Origin of the sequence: Pseudoalteromonas sp. J010, from assembly GCF_003934235.1 — a bacterium.
In the GTDB taxonomy this organism is placed as follows: domain Bacteria; phylum Pseudomonadota; class Gammaproteobacteria; order Enterobacterales; family Alteromonadaceae; genus Pseudoalteromonas; species Pseudoalteromonas peptidolytica.
The window spans coordinates 72,234-91,598 of the sequence record NZ_RDBW01000018.1 but is presented as its reverse complement, the minus strand read 5'-3'; the positions used below and the strand labels follow the sequence as shown (position 1 = coordinate 91,598).

The 19,365-nt window shown below is 42.2% G+C and carries 13 protein-coding genes; 6 read left to right on the top strand and 7 right to left on the bottom strand.

What is annotated here, in order from left to right; genetic code table 11:
- Positions 1 to 355 precede the first annotated feature (355 nt).
- From EAG18_RS11265 to EAG18_RS11255, 3 genes are read right to left on the bottom strand one after another with little or no spacing between them, the layout of a single operon-like run.
- Positions 356 to 2,896, bottom strand: a complete 2,541-nt coding sequence (locus EAG18_RS11265) for an SNF2-related protein (protein WP_125252476.1) — start codon at positions 2,894 to 2,896, stop codon at positions 356 to 358.
- Positions 2,886 to 4,868 carry a hypothetical protein gene (locus tag EAG18_RS11260; RefSeq protein WP_125252475.1) on the bottom strand — a complete coding sequence of 661 codons (1,983 nt, stop codon included), beginning with the start codon at positions 4,866 to 4,868 and terminating at the stop codon, positions 2,886 to 2,888. The genes EAG18_RS11265 and EAG18_RS11260 overlap by 11 nt, the downstream gene beginning before the upstream one ends.
- Positions 4,852 to 6,078: a hypothetical protein gene (locus EAG18_RS11255; RefSeq protein WP_125252474.1), complete on the bottom strand. Its 1,227-nt coding sequence runs from the start codon at positions 6,076 to 6,078 to the stop codon at positions 4,852 to 4,854. The genes EAG18_RS11260 and EAG18_RS11255 overlap by 17 nt, the downstream gene beginning before the upstream one ends.
- A gap of 355 nt (positions 6,079 to 6,433) precedes the next feature.
- Here EAG18_RS11255 and EAG18_RS11250 point away from each other — a divergent pair, with 355 nt between their 5' ends.
- The 3 genes from EAG18_RS11250 to EAG18_RS11240 all read left to right on the top strand — a co-directional run bounded on the left by EAG18_RS11250 (position 6,434) and on the right by EAG18_RS11240 (position 11,199).
- Positions 6,434 to 9,118 carry a CHASE domain-containing protein gene (locus tag EAG18_RS11250; RefSeq protein WP_275557275.1) on the top strand — a complete coding sequence of 895 codons (2,685 nt, stop codon included), beginning with the start codon at positions 6,434 to 6,436 and terminating at the stop codon, positions 9,116 to 9,118.
- A 120-nt stretch (positions 9,119 to 9,238) separates the two neighbouring features.
- Positions 9,239 to 10,009 carry a transporter substrate-binding domain-containing protein gene (locus EAG18_RS11245; protein WP_125252473.1) on the top strand — a complete coding sequence of 257 codons (771 nt, stop codon included), beginning with the start codon at positions 9,239 to 9,241 and terminating at the stop codon, positions 10,007 to 10,009.
- Between the two features lie 176 nt (positions 10,010 to 10,185).
- Positions 10,186 to 11,199 (top strand): tetratricopeptide repeat protein, encoded by a 1,014-nt coding sequence (locus EAG18_RS11240; RefSeq protein ID WP_125252516.1) that lies wholly within the window; start codon positions 10,186 to 10,188, stop codon positions 11,197 to 11,199.
- Positions 11,200 to 11,525: 326 nt separating this feature from the next.
- Here the strand turns inward: EAG18_RS11240 and grpE are convergent, their stop codons facing one another.
- Together grpE and EAG18_RS11230 are read right to left on the bottom strand one after the other, a co-directional pair.
- Positions 11,526 to 12,134, bottom strand: a complete 609-nt coding sequence (grpE, locus tag EAG18_RS11235; protein WP_125252472.1) for a nucleotide exchange factor GrpE — start codon at positions 12,132 to 12,134, stop codon at positions 11,526 to 11,528.
- A 65-nt stretch (positions 12,135 to 12,199) separates the two neighbouring features.
- On the bottom strand, positions 12,200 to 13,135 hold the full coding sequence (locus tag EAG18_RS11230; protein ID WP_176032324.1) for an HrcA family transcriptional regulator: 936 nt from the start codon (positions 13,133 to 13,135) through the stop codon (positions 12,200 to 12,202).
- Positions 13,136 to 13,225: 90 nt separating this feature from the next.
- Here EAG18_RS11230 and nadK point away from each other — a divergent pair, with 90 nt between their 5' ends.
- The 3 genes from nadK (at position 13,226) to recN (ending at position 16,544) form a co-directional block, all read left to right on the top strand.
- Positions 13,226 to 14,110, top strand: coding sequence for an NAD(+) kinase (gene nadK, locus EAG18_RS11225; protein WP_125252470.1), 885 nt, complete (start codon positions 13,226 to 13,228; stop codon positions 14,108 to 14,110).
- 61 nt (positions 14,111 to 14,171) lie between these two features.
- Positions 14,172 to 14,759 (top strand): hypothetical protein, encoded by a 588-nt coding sequence (locus tag EAG18_RS11220; protein WP_125252469.1) that lies wholly within the window; start codon positions 14,172 to 14,174, stop codon positions 14,757 to 14,759.
- Positions 14,760 to 14,867: 108 nt separating this feature from the next.
- Positions 14,868 to 16,544 (top strand): DNA repair protein RecN, encoded by a 1,677-nt coding sequence (gene recN / locus EAG18_RS11215; protein ID WP_125252468.1) that lies wholly within the window; start codon positions 14,868 to 14,870, stop codon positions 16,542 to 16,544.
- An 81-nt stretch (positions 16,545 to 16,625) separates the two neighbouring features.
- On the opposite strand, the gene EAG18_RS11210 is transcribed toward recN, so the two are convergent.
- Together EAG18_RS11210 and EAG18_RS11205 are read right to left on the bottom strand one after the other, a co-directional pair.
- Positions 16,626 to 17,375, bottom strand: a complete 750-nt coding sequence (locus EAG18_RS11210) for an MBL fold metallo-hydrolase (RefSeq protein ID WP_125252467.1) — start codon at positions 17,373 to 17,375, stop codon at positions 16,626 to 16,628.
- A gap of 568 nt (positions 17,376 to 17,943) precedes the next feature.
- Positions 17,944 to 19,359: an FAD-dependent oxidoreductase gene (locus tag EAG18_RS11205; RefSeq protein WP_125252466.1), complete on the bottom strand. Its 1,416-nt coding sequence runs from the start codon at positions 19,357 to 19,359 to the stop codon at positions 17,944 to 17,946.
- Between the last annotated feature and the right edge of the window lie 6 nt (positions 19,360 to 19,365).

Genomic DNA, 19,365 nt, shown 5'->3' with positions numbered 1-19,365 from the left:
ACCTTTTACCTTAAGTATTAAGATAAGATTGGGGCTTAAAAATATAGATGTCGACTAACTGTGACCTTTCTCGCTGCCAGCTTTGGCACTCACTTAAGACACCAATCGCATTACGTAAGCGTAAGTACGCAACTATGCAGTAAATAACTTGGGCTTCGGATAATTAATGCCTTTCTAGCAGTCAGTTTTAGCGTTATTGATGTGCGCTGATCCGACCCTAGAAGGCACACTCCCCACCGCTACTTAGCTTGGCTCGGGATAAGATTTGAGTTAATCAGCTAATATTGCAAAAAAACTTAACGCTGTTGAAAGGTATAACAGCGTCAAGAGAACAAGTTATTATCCCACGTTCAGTTTACTTAGGCGAAAAGTCCGGTGCAACGGCACACAATTTGTCATATAGCGCTTCATCACCATTACTGCGCTCGGAGCCTGGTAAGATGATACCATGCAGCTGTGAGCGCAGCTCATCCCAGCGAGCATGCAGTACCTGCCAATTGTATTCGTCATAGGTGCCTTTAAAAATCACAGGTTTTATTTCAATAAAGGGAAGCTCACCGTTACTGGCTTGATTTGCTTGATGCGCCTTAAATTCTTTTTGCCACCGCGAACCAATCCTGTCAACTCGTCCAATTTGCTGCTCTACCACCCCCGGATTCCACTCTGGATGTAGTAAATACACCACTCGACAAGCTCTATGGAGATTAAGCCCTTCTCGACCAACGGTCGATTGAGCAACCATGACTCTGGGGTAGCTGTGCTCGCGATTAAACCCGAGCTGCATCACTTTACGACTATGCGGATCGGTATCACCATACATAAACCTAGCCATCGCACCTCTCACGTGTCCAAACTCTTTACTCACCCGCTCCTCAATCAAACGCCACTGTTCGTCAGAAACTCGTATATTACGATTATCGCTTTCACTACATGCCGCTTTTGCACTTACCGCATCCATTAAACTCATAAAACTTTTAGCCAACTCTACCGATGAAGGGATCGACGAGGCTTTATCCGCCAGTTCAAAAATAGCGTGCATAAAAGGCGTTATGTTTTTACTCTTTGACTCGGCTTGCTGCGACGCTTGAAATTTTTCAAATAAGGCTAGAGTCCTTGAGTCAAAGACCTTTTTGGATTTTGCAATCTTCTTAATGAGGGTGTTTTTTTCCCGACTTAACCGTTTGTCATTGGCTTTGTATTGTTTGCGTAGTTTTTGGTTTATTTCAGTCAGTGTCCAACTGATATTTAGCTGCTTGCATGCCATTTTCACAGCAAATTCTTCTGACTCTTCGTGGTTTTTTCCACCAGCCCATATCTTACTTTGTGGCCAGTACGTTTTCTTTTTTAGTGACTTGAGCATGGCTCTGGCGTTCAATAAATTGGTTAGCGCTCGCATCGGTCTGGTCATTTTGCCAAATACTAATACTTTTTGCCCTTGTCGCAAATCTTGCTCTATTTCATTCACCACCCTGATAATGGCAGGGTGACTATACAGTGACGCTTCGCCCGATTGGTAGGATTGTGTAATGACAGATTGCCACCAGTTTGCCCTTTGCTGCTTTTTATAAGTGGCGACGTCGGTATCTTGGTTTTTGGTGTACCTAGGCGCTTTCATTGCACTGTCTATGATTTCTGCAATACCATGACCACTGGCAAGCGTTAACCTCGCTCTTTTTGATTTTCCATCTGGTAGCTTATGAGCAGCCGCTGAGAATCCCTCAACGGCACACACAATTTGCTTCCACCGCAGCGATAGTTCTGAAACTTCTATCAATATCGGCGTATATCGCCGGTAAGCATTGATTGATAGCCCAGATATTTCACAAAAATCACGAATATACTTATCTTGACGTTTGTCTCTTCTTAGTAAATAAGGCGAAAGTGCTTGTTCAAAGCGCTTAGATATAGCCTGATACTGTTGCACAATTTTCCGGTCTGCACGCCATGTTTTTCTAAGTTGCGTTATGGTTTTCGCATATTGGTATGCCACTTTCAAAATGTCATCTCGTTGAGATTGTGGCACACAGATCCGATTTAGTATGTCGCCCCACTGCCCCACATCAAGCTCCACTGGAGTGGCGGTCATGGCAATACGACGTGCAGTGGGGGTTTGTAACACAATATGCTCTAAGATAGCATTTAGACTACTTTCATCTCCCCGGCTTTTATGCGCTTCATCAATCACGATAAGGTCAAACTCACCAAGCCCTAAGCCCACCGCTTTTTTTAGTAAGGTTTTATTTTGCTCATCAGAAAAAAAGTTGCTATCTAACATAGCGCGACGCCAATCAAATTCTTTGACTATTTCGGTCAATACAGGGTGGCTATCAACGCGTTGAACAATTTCTTTAGCACAGTTTTCAGCTGTGCCAGCATGCCTACTTGACCAATTTTTATACCCTTTTGGGAAGCGCTTACTGGTGCTTTTACAATACTGCGCAAAAACCTGAGGTAGCAAAGCAAAACGCGCAGAGTTTGAATTTTCACTCACTCGCCAACTTGCAAAGCGCTGAGAGAGCAAGACTATTTGCTCATTTGACCACGCAGAAGCGTGCTCGGTATCACTGTAGGCATCTAAGAAGCGCCATAAACTGGTCAGTACAGGCTTGGATTTTAACCATGGGTCTCGCGCAGCCAATTCAGTTTGCCATTGAAACCCCAGATTAGACGGGATAATGACCAAAACGCGCCCGCCTGCTCGCTTAACTGCATTAATTATCTCCACTGCTATTCGGGTTTTGCCCATGCCTACTTCGTCTGCGATGATCACACCGGACTTCTGCAAGCGTGTAATCATCGCTCTTACACTGATTTTTTGCCCTTCATCTAGGTGGTTATTGTCATCGACTGAATCAAGCAATAGATCCGCTACCTGTTGCCAACCATCAAATTGCATCACCTGTTCCTATTCTATGTAATTGCGTTAGCTCGAGCTTTTTCTCAATTCGACTAAGCGTTTTCTCGTAACGTTTACCGTGCTCATTTTCTACTGTTTCAGCAAACTGAGGTCGAAACGGTGAATGCCAAAGTGGCGACAAAGGATTGACCGCAAGCTCCTTAAAATAAGCAAATGCCTCATTTTGCTTTAGCTGCAATAGCGTTTGCTCAAGTCGAGCACACCACTGTGGCCAATCTTGCTCTAACACTTGTGTTTGCTTTTCGGCGATTAGCTCAATTAATCCCATCATTGCGTTAATCAGATAGCTTTTATCTTCCGAAGACGTCGAGCTAGAAGCACTGGCAGTACCGCCGCCTTGCCCCTTTTGGTCTATACTGTCATCAGCAACACTCAGCGCATTTGGAAAGGCGCTAAACGCTTGCCACGCATCATCAAGTTCTAACTGTGGCAGCACAGTTGCGGCAATACGACCAAACTCATCGATCACCGGTATATCTGCACTCAAAGTCATGCCATCTTGATGATAACTAACCGTGAGTTGTCGAGGTGTCTCTCCATACCAATTTATGCGTTCAGTATTTTTAACACGATATTGGCCACGGTGGCGCTTATCGAACTTACATTTGGACGTAAAAGGGGCATTTGGTTTTAGCACACAATACTGCTGAGCTGTGCGTGTAATTACAAAGTACGCAATGGGTAACGCAATATGTTGTGATTGCTGCTCCGTAAACTCGCTGCCTGATTGTAGGCTGTTAAGATCAGTAACCTGGTATTCTTTTTCTAAGCACACCGGAAACTTGTTGCTAATCGCACTGTCTGGATTATCTTCGCCATGCCAAGTTAACCCCTTAGGACTGAATACGATGCCAGCCTCTAAGTTCCCCCCGCGATAAGATGCTTTTTGGGTAAAGCCGGGCTTAGTGAGATTGCCAGATCCTAAGTACACCCATGCCTGTCCACAGCTATCCCGGTTACGCTGCTTATACGCAGAAAAAATAAATTTTCCGTGTAGGCTTCGGCTTTGCTTGCCTTGTTTTGAAAGCGGATCATAAGCTCGGTACACTTGCCATTTGTCTTTTATTAAACTACCAAAGCTATGCGCTACTGCTTGACAAGAGTCTGGATTAACAACAATGTGTTTTTGTGCGCCTAGACTGAGTAACCCTTGTTCCAAAAGAGTGTTATGAATATGGCTAAGTACTTTAGGCGAGCCGCGGTGCTCCGAGTTTTCGTAAAAGCCAGATCCTAATAGTAAAAGATTGCGTTTTTTATCACCGCTGTGATGTTTAATAAGTGGTGCGAGCTGCGCGCACAGCGCTTGCTTTCGGTTGTCGAAAAACCTAGCTTTTATGCCTTGAGTGCGCTTTATTCCTGTCAGTATACGATGAAAGTTGTGATAATCTCGCCCACCAACTATGCCGTGGATATTTCCTGCGGCGGGATTAAAAATACGTGTATCTACATAAGTTAATATGTCGCTCAATAAGTGATAGGCCGCGACAATATCAGCGATACCTTGTTTATCGTCACTACGTAAGTCCACATCTATCGACCACACAAAATCTAGACTGTCTTCAAGTGTCTGTCGTGTCCAGTTACCTGTCGATACGACTAACCTAAAAAGATGGTCATCAGATACGAGTGATTTAAACCCCAGCAGCGCCACTTTGCTGTGGAGTAAGTTAAAGTTTCTTTTCCCTTCACTGCGAAACGGAAGGTGAATAAGGCCAGGACATGCTGTTGGTGATAGCTGTGCATGTTTTGGGTCTAAAACAAGCGCTAATCTCATCGCTCCTTGATACGCTCTTTGCATTGTTGTTTGCAGCGTGAATTTTTCAATTGCCGTGTTTAAAAAATGCACATCGGCAGAGTAACCAACAATAAGACCAAACATCCCTGCATAGCCTGCTGGCGAGATAAACTGATCACTAAGTGCTTTGGCCTGCTCCTTACTCATCCGTGTCATCCTCCTTACCTTCAAAGTCTCTATTGAGCTGATACATATTCGGTACTCTGTATGAGATATTTGGAGCAAAGCGCTGTGTTTTATTGTCTGGCTCCGAATGGACAGGATCTGGGTCGCCAAAGGCTGCCGCAGGTAAGATACATTGCTCTATGTAACGCAGCACAACTTCATCTTTTTCAACTAAAAATTGGATCACTGCTATATCACTTTGCTGAGCACATGACTTTGCAAACATTGTCGCTTCTTTGTTGCATGTGGGATCATAGGATAACGCCAAAAATGCGGTGGCAGCTTGTCTCAACAATGTAGTGGCGTCCTGAATGCCGTTAGGTAGCTTAACCGACAATTTTAGCTTTTTAGACTGCAGACCCAGGATATGAACTTCAATCACATTCAGTAAATCCAGTGCCTTGTCTCTAAGCGCGAAAAAGTATGCGCCACTTTTTAAGTCGTTGAAATGAGAGGCATCAATACAATGCGGCCGTTGCCAGCTTTTCCAAGCTTTACACTCTGCGTACTTGACCCACTCCAGTATCGCTTTTCTTCTTAACACGGCGGTTTCATTACCCGACAATAGCGCTTGGCGAAAAATGGCCAAAGCCATTGTATTAAGCTTAATGTGAGGCGCGAGTACCCGAGTTAACTGATAAGGATGATGAGGGAGTTGTTTTCGTCCAAGCACCCATTGAGTAAGAAAATTTGTTACGTTAATTTTCGTGATCGCACAACCTGCGCTAACCAGATCAGCTCCTTGCTCACTGAGTCGAAAGTTATTAAAACGTTCGCCTTTGGAGTTGACTAAACCAAGAGCTGGTAAAGCTTGTACCGTACTCATTCTCATTGGTTGAGTCACATAAAAGTGCGCGGCGCTAAATGTGTCATAGGTCGTATTTTTTGGCGCTCGTAACTTTGTGATCCCCCTTAAACGCTGATTTGGTTGCCAATTATTTTCTTTGTAACCTAAGTAACAAGCAAGCGCCTCGATGGCATTCGTAACCTGAAGGTTATTGACATGCTTGCCCAAATCACGCACTTGTTGAGCAACTTGTATCCCCAAACACGCAAGAAAAACAGGTTTGACATATTTTACACCGCCAAGGCCGGGGACTGCCAGCTCATTAAACTGGCGGGTAACTGAGTTAAGCCCCAGGGTGCGGGTTCGCTTTTGTGAACCTATTTGCTCTGGTGGCATGACTCCCCACTGCATCATAAAATCCTTATCATAAACTTATATCTGTGCTCGCATTACTATCAAAAGCAATCTGTTCGCAATCAAGCATTGTTAAATATTGCCCAAGCTATACTTATGTTTAACAAACTATTTAATCTGAACTCGATGTAGAATGTTAGTTAACTAACTGAAATATATAATACTAAGCTTGCCAGATGTTTTTACCCAATACTAGATAAGCTTGCGTGCTTGTCGCTAACCTCTCACACACAGTTTTGAGCAGCGACAGCTTTAAGCACACAAATTATTAGCCGGTATAAAAACTATTTTTCCTATCTATTCAATCTGACCTCGACTACCATAAGACGTAGACAAACCGTGCAAGGAAACTAATGTGCCACTGCCGAGTATTTATCAAATTCGACTTCTGCCGCTCATTGCCGCACTGGTTGTACTTATCGTTGGAATGGCTTATGGACTAGTTTTATTTGAGCAAGAAAAACAGCATCATGCGGAGAAGGTTTCATCAGCGTTGTCTTCCCGTTTGGCACATATTACCGAGGGAGTCCGAGAGCGGGTTACTTTATATTGGTATGGGGTTCTAGGTCTTCGCTCTGCCATCTACGCAAATCCACAGCCGTTTAATTATCAAGCTATGCAGCAATATATTCAGTCTTTTAACTTTGAGGTTGAATATCCCGGTGCTCGCGGACTGGGGTTTATAAAATATATTCCTACGGCACAGCTCGATACCTTTGTTGCTCGCGCTCAAACTGAGCGTAGTGATCATAACTTTGCGATAAAATACTTAACCCCACACTCCGACAGTAATTTTGTTATTCAATATATTGAACCTGAGATAAATAATAAACAAGCCGTGGGGCTAGATATCGGCTCTGAGGAGAATCGTAGAGCAGCAGCTTTGGAGGCAGCAACGACCAATTCGCCGAGACTTACCGCTCCTATTACGCTTGTGCAAGCTGACAACAAAATTAAGTATGGCTTTTTGATCCTCGCCCCCGTTTACAACACACCTGTAGATATTCACGAGACAACTATTCATCTTGATAACCTCGTTGGTTGGACATACTCTCCACTCCTCGTCGATGAAATTCTGTCTACCTTGTTGTCGTTCAGACAAGATGTATCTGTTCAAATATCTGATGTAACCAACGTAACAGCTATCCCCTTTTACAGCTCTATGCCCAAAGGGGCTGTGACAGCAAAACATATGTCAACCAAGCAGCTATATCTATTTGGTAGAGTGTGGGAGGTAACTACCTCTCCTACCCCAATGTTTATAAAATCACTAAACCTAACTTCTCCTAACTTGATACTCCAAGTCTCTTTACTGGTTTCATTTTTACTCGCCGTTATCACCTACATTTTACTGTTGAGCTATCTTCAGCAGCGCCTTGCAGAAAAAGAGAAACTAGCGGTAGAGGCCGAGAAAGCGCTGTCACTTGCAAAGTTGAACTCATCTTTAGAACAAGAAGTAAAAGCCCGCACCAAAGAAATAGTCAAATATAGTCAACTTCATACAAGCATTGTTGAAGGCTCTGGGTACGCCATAATCGCAACCGACAAAAGCGGAAATATAACCCAGTTTAACCCTGCTGCAGAGCGCTTACTTGGCTATAAAAAAGCTGAGCTAATTGGTAAATACTACCCAGATAGCTGCCACCTAAAAAGTGAAGTAATAGCAAAAGCACATGCCCTTACCGATGAACTGAAACAGCCGATCCAGCCTGATTTTGAAGTCTTTATTGCAAAAGCAAAACAAGGTGAGGTAGACACTAGCCGTTGGACATACGTCACCAAACAAAATCAACATGTCCAAATAAAGTTAAACGTTACTGCTTTAAGAGATGAACAAGGTCAAATCGATGGCTTTTTAGGGATCGCAAACGATCTTACAGAGCAGCTTAAACACGAACGGGAGCTATCTCAGGCAAAAGAAGCTGCAGAGCAAGCAGCAAAGGCCAAAGCAATGTTTTTAGCAAATATGAGTCATGAGATACGAACACCAATGAATGGCCTGTATGGCACCCTACAATTATTAAAATCAGAGCCGCTTAGTAACACTGCATCTGATCTTGTGGAAAAAGCCACTTATTCTATTAAGGCACTTAACACAATTATTAACGATATATTAGACTTTTCAAAAATAGAAGCTGGCCGGATCGAGCTAGAGCAACGGGTTTTTGATATTGGTGTGTTGATAGAGCATTTGCACTCTGATTTTTTAGTACTAGCTAAAAATAAGGGGTTAGATTTTAAGGTAGACATGATGCTTGAGCACAAGCATTGGTTGGGAGATGAGGTAAGGACGAGGCAAATATTACTCAATTTACTGTCTAACTCGATTAAATTTACCGAGTCTGGTCACATTAAGATACAAGTAACAACACTAGAAAATGAGACAGGTTTGCTTATCAAAGTGGTAGATACTGGGATAGGCATGAGCGACACAACCATACAAAAGCTATTTTCCCGGTTTGAACAAGCCGATAAATCAACAACCAGAAAGTTTGGAGGAACAGGCTTAGGCCTATCAATTACTCGCTCACTAGTAGAACTCATGGCGGGTAAAATTAGCGTAGAAAGTAAACTTGGCCATGGTAGCGTGTTTACTGTCGAGCTGCCGTTACAAAGATCTACGCAAATAGCAACTTCCTCTACGCATACTGAAGACTCGGCACCAGATCTTAGTGGAGTTGCCATTCTCCTTGCAGAAGATAATCCAATCAATCAAATGGTTGTCCGTTCAATGATCAACAAATCCAATGGTGACATCACCCTTGCAAATAACGGAAAAGAAGCGATTGAGCTGGCTACTAAACACTCCCCCGATCTCATTTTAATGGATATTCAAATGCCAGAGATGGATGGTGTTGATGCCTGTAAATACTTAAAACAACATCACCCTCAAATTCCCATTATCGCTCTAACGGCTAACGCATTTGCAGAGGACAAAGCACTCTATGAGCGGGTTGGTTTTGACGGATATGTCGCCAAACCAATAGAACAAAGTGAACTCATTAGTGTGATAGACACTGTACTCAATTATCAAAAATAACACCTTAGTATTAAATAAGAATTTAGAAATGATGAATTATTATAAAATTAGTGTTCCCGTTTTACTTTACTGATAAACTCATTTTTATATTAAAAAGTGGCTTTTCAGGGCTCTTCGCTAATGCCATATACAAGTTATATCCTACTTAGTTTGTTACTTTTTTGCAGCGCATTTGAAGTCATTGCAACCTGTAGTAAGACGTTACGTGTTGGTTTAAATGAAATTTATTGGCCACCCTATATTGAGCACCAAGACAATACCTTATCTGGTCTTGAGATATCAGCATTAAACAACATTTTTACTCGCCCAGCGTATTGCCTTAAATACATAATTTATCCTTCATCAGCGAGAATGTTTGCAGAGATCAAAGCTGGTAATATCGACTTACTCGTTGCCGCAACTCAAACCCCAGATCGAGTAAAATATGCCCACTTTACTACAGCATATCGTCAAGAGATCATGGCGTTATTCCAACTAAAAGAAAACCCAAGAACCGATATGCATATCGAGTCGCTTCTACTTACAGACAATACCTTTGCCATCAATAATGGCAGCTACTACGGTGATACCTTTACAACGTTGACTCAAAACCACAACAACGAGCAGGTTATCCGCCTCCCAAATGCGACCCGGCGCTTTGACTTACTGCGGATTGGTAGAGTCGATTATGCAATTGAAGATAAGTTGGCTGGTAATCATTTGATCAGATCTTCTGGTTATACGGGTATTGTCTATGCAAATGTTGATGCCTTTAGCACACCAGTGCGTTATATGCTTAGTAAAAAAACCATCACCTCAGATGAGTTAAGTACGATCAATCAACTCATTAATGCGAAGCAAACTGAGCTACATGCTTTATTTATGTTCGATACGAAAAGCGGCACTTTATAATATCAATTGAACAACCAGAGATATTGAGCGAAGCCATGACGATTGAGAAATCGCTTTCGCTCAATATTTACACCCCATTCTACTACGTAACATCAGCAAATAGCCAAACTCGGCTTGCCACATGTTACTGCAAGCGACTACATTTATTATATCGACTACGGTACTGCGAGGCGGATTTGCGACGCTCGATTGTTTTCATTCTTTGGCTGATTTGTATGATAAAAGCAGCTCTAGCTGATGACTCGACGCAGTTTGCACAAAAACTAGATGAAGCTAAGGACTATTTAACCGTTAATCCAGCTCACTCTCTAGTCATTTTGGATAGCCTAGAAGGCTTGTCAACCGCTCCTGTTGACCTTTATATTCAATGGCATTTACTAAATGCTCGTGCATCAGTTCCAACTAATCAGCAAGACCGCCTTTATGATTCAATCAACGCTGTTTTCGCTCATTCACATACAGTGACATTCAAAGCAAACCTTCCTACTGTGCTGAGTGCTCTGGGGATTTGGTTACGACACCAAGAATACTTGCAGGACGCTGAAATGAGTTTAGAGTGCGCGTATAAGTATGCAAAAAACGATCGCCAAAGATTATCTTTGATGAACAGTATCGCACTACTTGCACGCAACCAAAATCGTTATCAAAAAGCCCGTAACATTTATCACAAAGCACGTCAGCTTGCCATTGAACTGAAACAAACTCCTATCCTTGCAATGTTGGAGAGCAATTTAGGGAGTTTGGCGTTAGATCAGGGAAAAGTACCAGAGGCTGAGCAGTATTTTCGCAGTGCGCTACTTGGCTATCAGGCTATTGATAAACGAGCTGGACAAATATCCGCAGGGATCAATCTTATGTTTGTCATTCTAATTCAAAAACATATTGTCAATTACGAACGACTACAAGGGCCAACTTCAACACTAACTAATGCTTTTCCAAATGTGGCAAAACAAGCGTGGTTACAATGGCTAGAAGCACGCTATCGTCAATTAGAAGGAGAAATTATCAGTCAAGCAACAAGAGATGAACTGCAAGTCGCTTATACACAATTAGAGAGTGATAAGGTAAAAATACTGGTACATCGTTATTTAGCGAAGGAGCTAAGTGTTGATATCATCGCTCCCCAACCGATAACAGAAAAATCTTTTTCGAGTTCATGGTTTGCAAAGGTAAAACGCTGCCAATGGTAGCACGACATCAAATAGCATAATCGGCTACATTTAGCGCTAATACCAATTTTCTTAATTAAGTGGTCTATTTTGAGGCGAGAAAATCTTGTCGATAACCAGGCAAAAATTTCGCTATTTAGTTGTTCTAAATAAGAAATTTTTAACGCTGTTAGCGTCAGATTTACTCCTTCAAATTGATCAAGTATTAAGTCAAATTGGTATCCGCACGTTCTTACCCTCAGTCACTGAACATAAAAAAGGCCACCCATTTTGGTAGCCTCTTATAAGTCGCTCACTTTTATCCTCAAGTATTAAGCCGACTTTGGTATTGTAAGCGGATCCGAGGTTTACTCAGCCGCTTTAGATACCATCACCATAGCAGGACGCAATAAACGGCCATTTAGAGTGTAGCCTTTTTGCATCACGGCTAGCACAGTATTTGGCGAAACGTCGTTACTTGGCTGAATAGACATAGCTTGATGTAATTCGGGGTTGAACGCTTCACCTTGAGGGTTTACAGCCTCAACGCCAAACTTTGCCAACGCATCAGCAAAAGATTTAATCGTCATATCGATACCTTCCAACACAGGCTTAAGCGTGTCATTTTCTTTATCAGAAAATTCTATCGCACGCTCTAGGTTATCAATGACGGGTAGCAGTTCATTTGAGAATTTTTCAAGTGCGAACTTATGCGCTTTTTCAACATCTTGAGCTGCACGACGGCGTACATTTTCTAGCTCTGCTGCGGCGCGAACTACGCTGTCTTTTTGCGAGTCAATGGTCTGCTTAGCCGTTTCTAGCTGCGCATACAAGCCAGCAATTTCTTCTTCTGGGCTCAACTCACTCACATTTTCAGCTTGTTCTGATTGTTGCTCTTGTGCTTCAACCGTTTCTGCTTCCACTTGCGTTTGTTCTTGATCAAGCTCTTGCTCTGTGGCTTTTGTCTGCTCAGACATGTGATTATTCTCCGATTCTTTACAACTGCCGTAATTATGGGGATTGAAATGAGAGTTTCAACCCTTTACTGAGGCAATTTTTTGAATTCAGTTAAGATTGCCTCAATCTTCGAGTCTGCGGGACAAATCGCGCAGAAACGACTTTGATATTGTCCTTTAGAAAAATAGGGCACACTTAGTACAACTACCCGACCTAAATCAAGCATACTCAGCTCCTCCCCCAATAATACCGATACGCCATCTTTAAATGCTAAGCGATCTTCAACCTGCTCTAAAAAACCAACGCCAATGTTAATTTCTTTATCCAGTTCTAGGCGGTTATATAAATAACGCTCGCCTACAACAATTGCGTTGTCAGAGCCCAGTTGCTGACTCAATTGCTTTGTCCACTGTGCCAAAATATGATGACAGCTTGGTGGCGCACTATGTGCCATCGCCCGCATCCGATGCAGTCCTTCAACCAAGTTCTGTTGGCTAAACACGGTATTCATCCACGCCGCAAACTGATAACGCAGCGCGTCGGAGTCATCAACGGGTTTATCAATACAAATATTGTGAGACTGCCCAGCCCTGTCTATTAACAGCACCAACCAATTTTTGCGATCAAAATCGAGTACTTCTACACGAAACATCTGCTTGCTGCTAACTTGTGGTAAACCAACACAGCAACAGACCTGAAAGTTTTGGCTTAGTAAATGGGCAAACGAAACAATCGCTGACTGGTCAGGTTGCCAATGTACAGCCACGTCAGTCAGTGGGAAAAACTCTTGTAACCAAAATTTTACCCCTTGATCCGTCGGTACGCGTCCAGCTGAAGTATGCGGTGAATATAATAAGCCCTTATTTTCAAGGCGTGCCATCGAATTGCGTACAGTAGCAGAGCAAATAGAAAGCCCATCTTGCTGTGCAATTTTGCTTGATGCAACAGGTTGGCCATCACCATTACAGTAATGACGCATAACCGCGCACAGAATTTGTTCATCTCTAGGATTCAGTTTCATAAATATTTTAATATGGGTGTCAATTGTCAGTTTCAAGCACTACGCTTTTAAGATAATCTTGCTATAAAAATATCAAGGACAAATGACTGAATGACGACCACGTTTAACACTATCGGCTTAATTGGCAAACCCAACCATGAGGGTGCGGGAACGACCTTACAACGACTTTATACTTTTTTGCAAGCATTAGGATATGAAGTACTCGTTGAAGATCGTGTCGCTGATCAGATTAAAACCCTAGATGAAACGTGTGTTGTCGAATTAGTTGAATTAGGAAAACGCTGCGATTTGGCAATTGTTGTAGGTGGCGACGGTAATATGTTAGGTGCAGCAAGGGTACTTGCTCGCTTTGATGTTGCTGTGATAGGGGTGAATAGAGGAAACCTCGGTTTTTTAACTGATCTCAACCCCGAAGGGTTTGAAGCGCAGTTAGAGGCGGTACTAAGTGGTCAATTTATTGAAGAGTCCAGGTTTTTATTAGAAGTTTCCGTATACAGGCATGACCAACTCAAAAGTGCAAATTTAGCAATGAATGAGGCGGTGCTTCATGCTGACAAAGTCGCGCACATGATTGAGTTTGAAGCCTTCATCGACGATGATTTTGTGTTTTCTCAACGTTCCGATGGTCTGATAGTATCCACACCAACTGGGTCGACGGCTTACTCATTATCCGGTGGCGGGCCTATTTTAACACCCGAGCTTAATGCCATGTCATTGGTTCCCATGTTTCCACATACACTGTCTAGCCGGCCACTTGTTGTTGATGCTGACAAAGAAGTTAAATTAAAGTTGAGCTTGGAAAATACCGATAGCTTACAGGTAAGTTGTGATAGCCATGTAGTACTTGCAGTCTTGCCCGGAGATGAAGTGGTTATAAAAAAAGCAGAGAAAAAGCTTAGACTTATCCATCCTAAGTGTTACTCCTACTACAATGTTCTTAGGCAGAAATTAAATTGGGGCAGTAGGCTTTACTAAGTACATAAAGTTACGCAAAATAACCTTGGTTAATTTTCTAAATTAGGTAAAAAATAATAAAATGGCTTACGTTGTATTTTTCACATTAGCGCTGCTTATCACTATACTCTCCGTGTATTTAGTGATTGAAAACAATAGAAGAAAAGCCCGTGAAGCTGAAAAAAAGGCCTTTAATGACCGTCTTAAAGTAATAAGTAACCACTTTAAACAGAAAGTAGCAGAGTTTGTAGAAGCGAAGATCTTGCGGCCCAAATATGCCCCACAGATCAATGCAATTGTCGGTAATTTTTTTGTTGTGCAACCGCACTCTGAGGAAAACCTCGCTCAACTCGAAAAAGTCAGTGAACTATTCATTTACTCAGTCACGAACGAGTTAAATAAGTGCAGACAAAACGGCAATATAGATTTACTTGCCGAACAGCTACAATATTTTGTTGCAGAGTTGCCAAACGCAGGGATCGCCTATAATCGCGATTTTTATCGTGAGATTTTACCTGCACTCATTGCACGTATTCAAACACCAGACACCCCCACTACTTTGCAAGATGATGAAGCCGAAAACATCCAGAACCCAGCAGTGGAAGCGCCAGAACCACCGACGCAACAAAAACAATCAGCTCCGGCTATGAAAGAACGCGCACTCAGCTGAATACACTTAATAGTGTTGCTTAATATCTGAAAGAAATTTTATGATATAAGTTGCTAAACACCAAAATACTGTATAAATTAACAGTGATGATTTGTTAAGGTGTACAGTATGCTTTTGGCTCTGAATATTCAAAATTTTGCTATTGTTAGTGCGCTAAATATCGACTGGCATTGCGGTATGACCGCAATAACTGGTGAAACAGGCGCTGGTAAATCTATCGCTATTGATGCGCTTTCTCTTTGTCTTGGCGAGCGAGCTGATCCTGCAGCAATCCGTCCTGGCAGTGAAAAAGCCGATATATCAGCTCAGTTTGATGTGTCTCAGCTCCCAGCAGCTAAGCGTTTTCTTACAGAACATATGCTAGAAAACGAAGAAAATGAATGTATTCTTCGTCGAGTGATCAGTAAAAATGGGCGCAGTAAAAGCTATATCAACGGCTCACCTGTCACGGTTGGTCAACAAAAAGAGCTTGGGCAGCACCTAATTGCTATTCATGGGCAGCATGCTCATCAGTTGTTATTGAAGCCTGAATATCAGTTACAGTTACTAGATGCTTATGCTAATCACACCACGCTCTTGCAAGCAGTTAAGGGACAATATAGTCACTATCACAAGCTACAAAAAGAATATGTCGATCTTCAAAAGTCACAACAGGCACAAGCAGCAAAAAAACAACTTCTTGAATATCAAGTCGCTGAGCTTGATGAGTTTGCTTTACAAGAAGGTGAATATGAAGATATTGAGAGTGAACATTCACGCCTAAGTCATAGCCAAACAATTTTAGAGCAGTGCCATCGCGAATTATCTCGTCTATATGAAAATGACGAGCAGACTGTGTTATCGCAACTACAGCAAAGCGCTCAAGTATTTTCTGAACTTACCAGCTTTGATAAAACCCTTGAAAATATTGCGCAAGTGCTTGATGAAGCAGCAGTTCAAGTAGAAGAAGCCAGTAGAGAGATCCGCAGTTATTCCGACTCAGTCGAGCAAGATCCGATGCGACTACAGGAGCTAGAAGATAGACTTTCACAAGCCTTAGATTTGGCAAGAAAACATCAAGTTCAGCCTGAGTTGCTCTATCAACATCACCAAGCACTGCAACATGAACTTGAGTCTATTACCTCTGACTCCGCAAGACTCGATGCGCTAGAAGAAGAAATTGCTGAAGCGATTAACGCCTACAACCAAGCTGCTCATGGATTAAGCCAAAGTCGCCAGCAGGCCAGTGCATCTCTTAACGAGCGTATCTCTGCGAGTATGGAAGAACTTGCAATGGGCGATGGCCAATTTGAGATCCAGTTAACACCTAACCTAGGTGGAAAGCCGAGTCCACTTGGGTATGATCACATTGAATTTTATGTCTCTACAAACCCTGGACAGCCTTTACAGCCTATGGGGAAAGTCGCCTCAGGTGGAGAGCTATCGCGGATCAGCCTAGCCATACAAGTTATTATCGCAACACGCGTCACCACCCCTACTTTGATTTTCGATGAGGTGGACGTCGGTATCTCTGGGCCGACAGCGGCAACAGTAGGTAAATTACTGCGCCAACTTGGCCAGTCTACACAAGTGATCTGCGTCACGCACTTACCACAAGTAGCGTGCAGTGGTCACAACCAATTTTTTGTCGCAAAGCGAGTTGAAAATGGTGAAACCTTTACCAAAATGACGCCGATGGCACATAACGAACGTATCGATGAGATCGCCAGATTAATCGGTGGCGATAGAATAAGTGATACAACAAGAGCGAGTGCAAAGGAACTATTACAAGTACAAAGTGCGTGAATGCCACTTTTGACTTGAACGATTTATCATAAAGATAACTGGAGAATAAGTGCAGCGGTAACTTTGCATTGTGTGGCATGACTAACGATATACGTAGTTATGCCACTCTGTATGTAAAAACTGAGTTGTGCATTTGGCTACAGCGTTTTCTAGGCTAAGTGGTGATTCACTTTGAGCCAATGCCTTTAGATAACTTTGTCTTTGCGATATTTCGGTTAAAACTTGCTCCGCTCCAGAAATTGGATTTCCATGGGAGAGTAGTAACGTTAGCTCAGCGTAGCTTTTTAATTTTTCAAGAGAGTCAAAATGTGCTTGTGCGCCACTAATATGAACAGCTGGCAAAAGTGCTTCAGATTTATTTGACGTCATAATATCATCAGCTACGTGGATGTATTTATCATTGATGATGGTATACAAACCACACTCCACATGCCCAGAAATAAACTCAAATTTAAAATCGAACTCACCGAAATGCAAAACCGAATTTTCATTAAGCTCGTTGAGCCCCTCAAAATAATGATGCTTAGTTTTATCTATATATTTATTTAGTGTATTTTTATAATGGTGATTTCCATATAGTTTTGGCATTGCAAGCGCTGGCAGACCAGAGATATGATCCGGGTGGAAATGAGAGAATAATACCTGCGTAATATTAATACCTTGGCTGTTTAGATCTTCATGAACAGCTTTTCCATGTGCTTCAAATCCGGTATCAAGGAGCATAGCCGTGTTGTCTTCAATAAAAGCATAAATATTATAGCCAACATGATCCCCTTCAAATGGTGGAAATTGATAGAGATACAAGTTTTTAGTTATTCTGAATTTTTGCATTTGTTATTTTTCATTCCTTTCTATTCTTTTTTGTACGGAGTATAGTGTGAGCATTATAAAAAAACCATACTATAATACCAAATTAGGCTTAATACTTGCTCAGTTTTAAGGGAATAAGCCTGACGCTAGCTGTGTTGGAAACTTCTTATTTTAATAACTAAAGAGCAAAGGTTTTGTCTTGTCTCCATGGATGTTGGTACCTCGAAGATAGCAGGACTAGGCAACAGTGCTATCGATAAGATTTTCTGGCCTAAAAATAGATTGATTAATTAAGGTACTTGGTATTAATTCACTGATATTCATCTCTTAAATTACTGAGCTTTCGAGTAATAGCCTAATTAAAAAACGTAAATAAAAACCCCAGTTACAATGACTGTAAGTGGGGTTTATGAACGACAAAAGTTATTTCGTCAGCTATATCTATTTACTGAATTAAGTGTTCTGGGTGAGAGCGCTTGGAACTAACTGGGTAAGAATTATGCTACTTAGTTGTTCTAAGAGAGCTTTTAACCGAGTTAGCCGCCAATTTACGCCTTCAGGTTGAGGCTGCGCCAAGACAAAATAGGTCTTATACTTCCAAGTAATCCAAAATACCTTCAGCGGCGTTTCTACCTTCAAAAATAGCAGTAACTACTAAATCAGAACCTCGAACAGCATCACCACCAGCAAAAATCTTTGGGTTACTTGTTTGATGAGTAAATGCACCTTTTTCCGGTGCCACAATACCACCCCAGTGATTTATTGCCACATCATATTGCGCTAACCAATCAAGGTCATGAGGTTTAAAACCAAATGCCATGATCACGGCATCAGCTTCCAGTATGTGCTCTGAGCCCGCTACAATTTCGGCACGTCGTCGGCCATTGGCATCGGGTTCACCCAGCTGCGTATTGACCATTTTTACACCACTTACTTTACCTGTATCGTCAACTTCAATACCCACAGGTTGCAGGTTAAATTTAAACTTCACCCCTTCTTCTTTGGCGTTTTTCACCTCACGTACAGACCCTGGCATATTCTCTTCATCACGGCGATATGCGCAAATGACAGATTGTGCGTTTTGCCTAACTGAAGTTCTCACACAGTCCATTGCCGTGTCACCGCCACCTAACACAACAACACGTTTACCTGCCATATTTACATAGCTATGCTGTGTTTCGTCATAGCCCATGACGCGATTGGTATTGCCAATCAAAAAAGGAAGCGCTTCATAAACACCATCGGCATCTTCATTTTCCAGATTGCCCTTCATGCTTTGGTATGTCCCGACTCCTAAAAATACCGCATCGTACTGTGACAATAGCTCGTCCATTGAGATATCTCGACCAACTTCAGTGTTGAGTTTAAACTCTACGCCCATTTCAGTGAAAATCTCACGGCGGTTTTCCATAACCGACTTTTCTAATTTAAATGACGGGATCCCAAAGGTTAACAACCCCCCAATTTCAGGGTTACGGTCATAAACTACGGCTTTGACACCATTGCGAACCAAAATATCAGCACAACCGAGCCCTGCAGGCCCTGCCCCAATAATAGCTACTTTTTTGTCTGTCCAAGTGACGTAGGATAAGTCTGGTTTCCAGCCTTGTGCAAACGCTGTATCAGTAATGTACTTTTCAATATTACCGATAGTGACAGCCCCAAACTCTTCATTAAGTGTACATGACCCTTCACAAAGTCTATCTTGTGGACAAACTCGACCACATACCTCGGGCAAACTGTTGGTGCGATGAGATAACTCTGCAGCTTCAATAATCCGGCCTGTACGGATTAGTTTAAGCCATTGTGGAATGTAATTATGTACCGGACATTTCCACTCGCAGTAAGGGTTTCCGCAATCTAAACAACGGTCTGATTGTGAATGTACTTGTTGCTCTGAAAACGGCTCATAGATCTCAACAAAAGATTGCTTACGTGTAGAAATAGGCTTTTTTCGCGGATCTACACGTTGTACATCGATAAATTGGTAAACGTTCTCGCTCATTGCTCT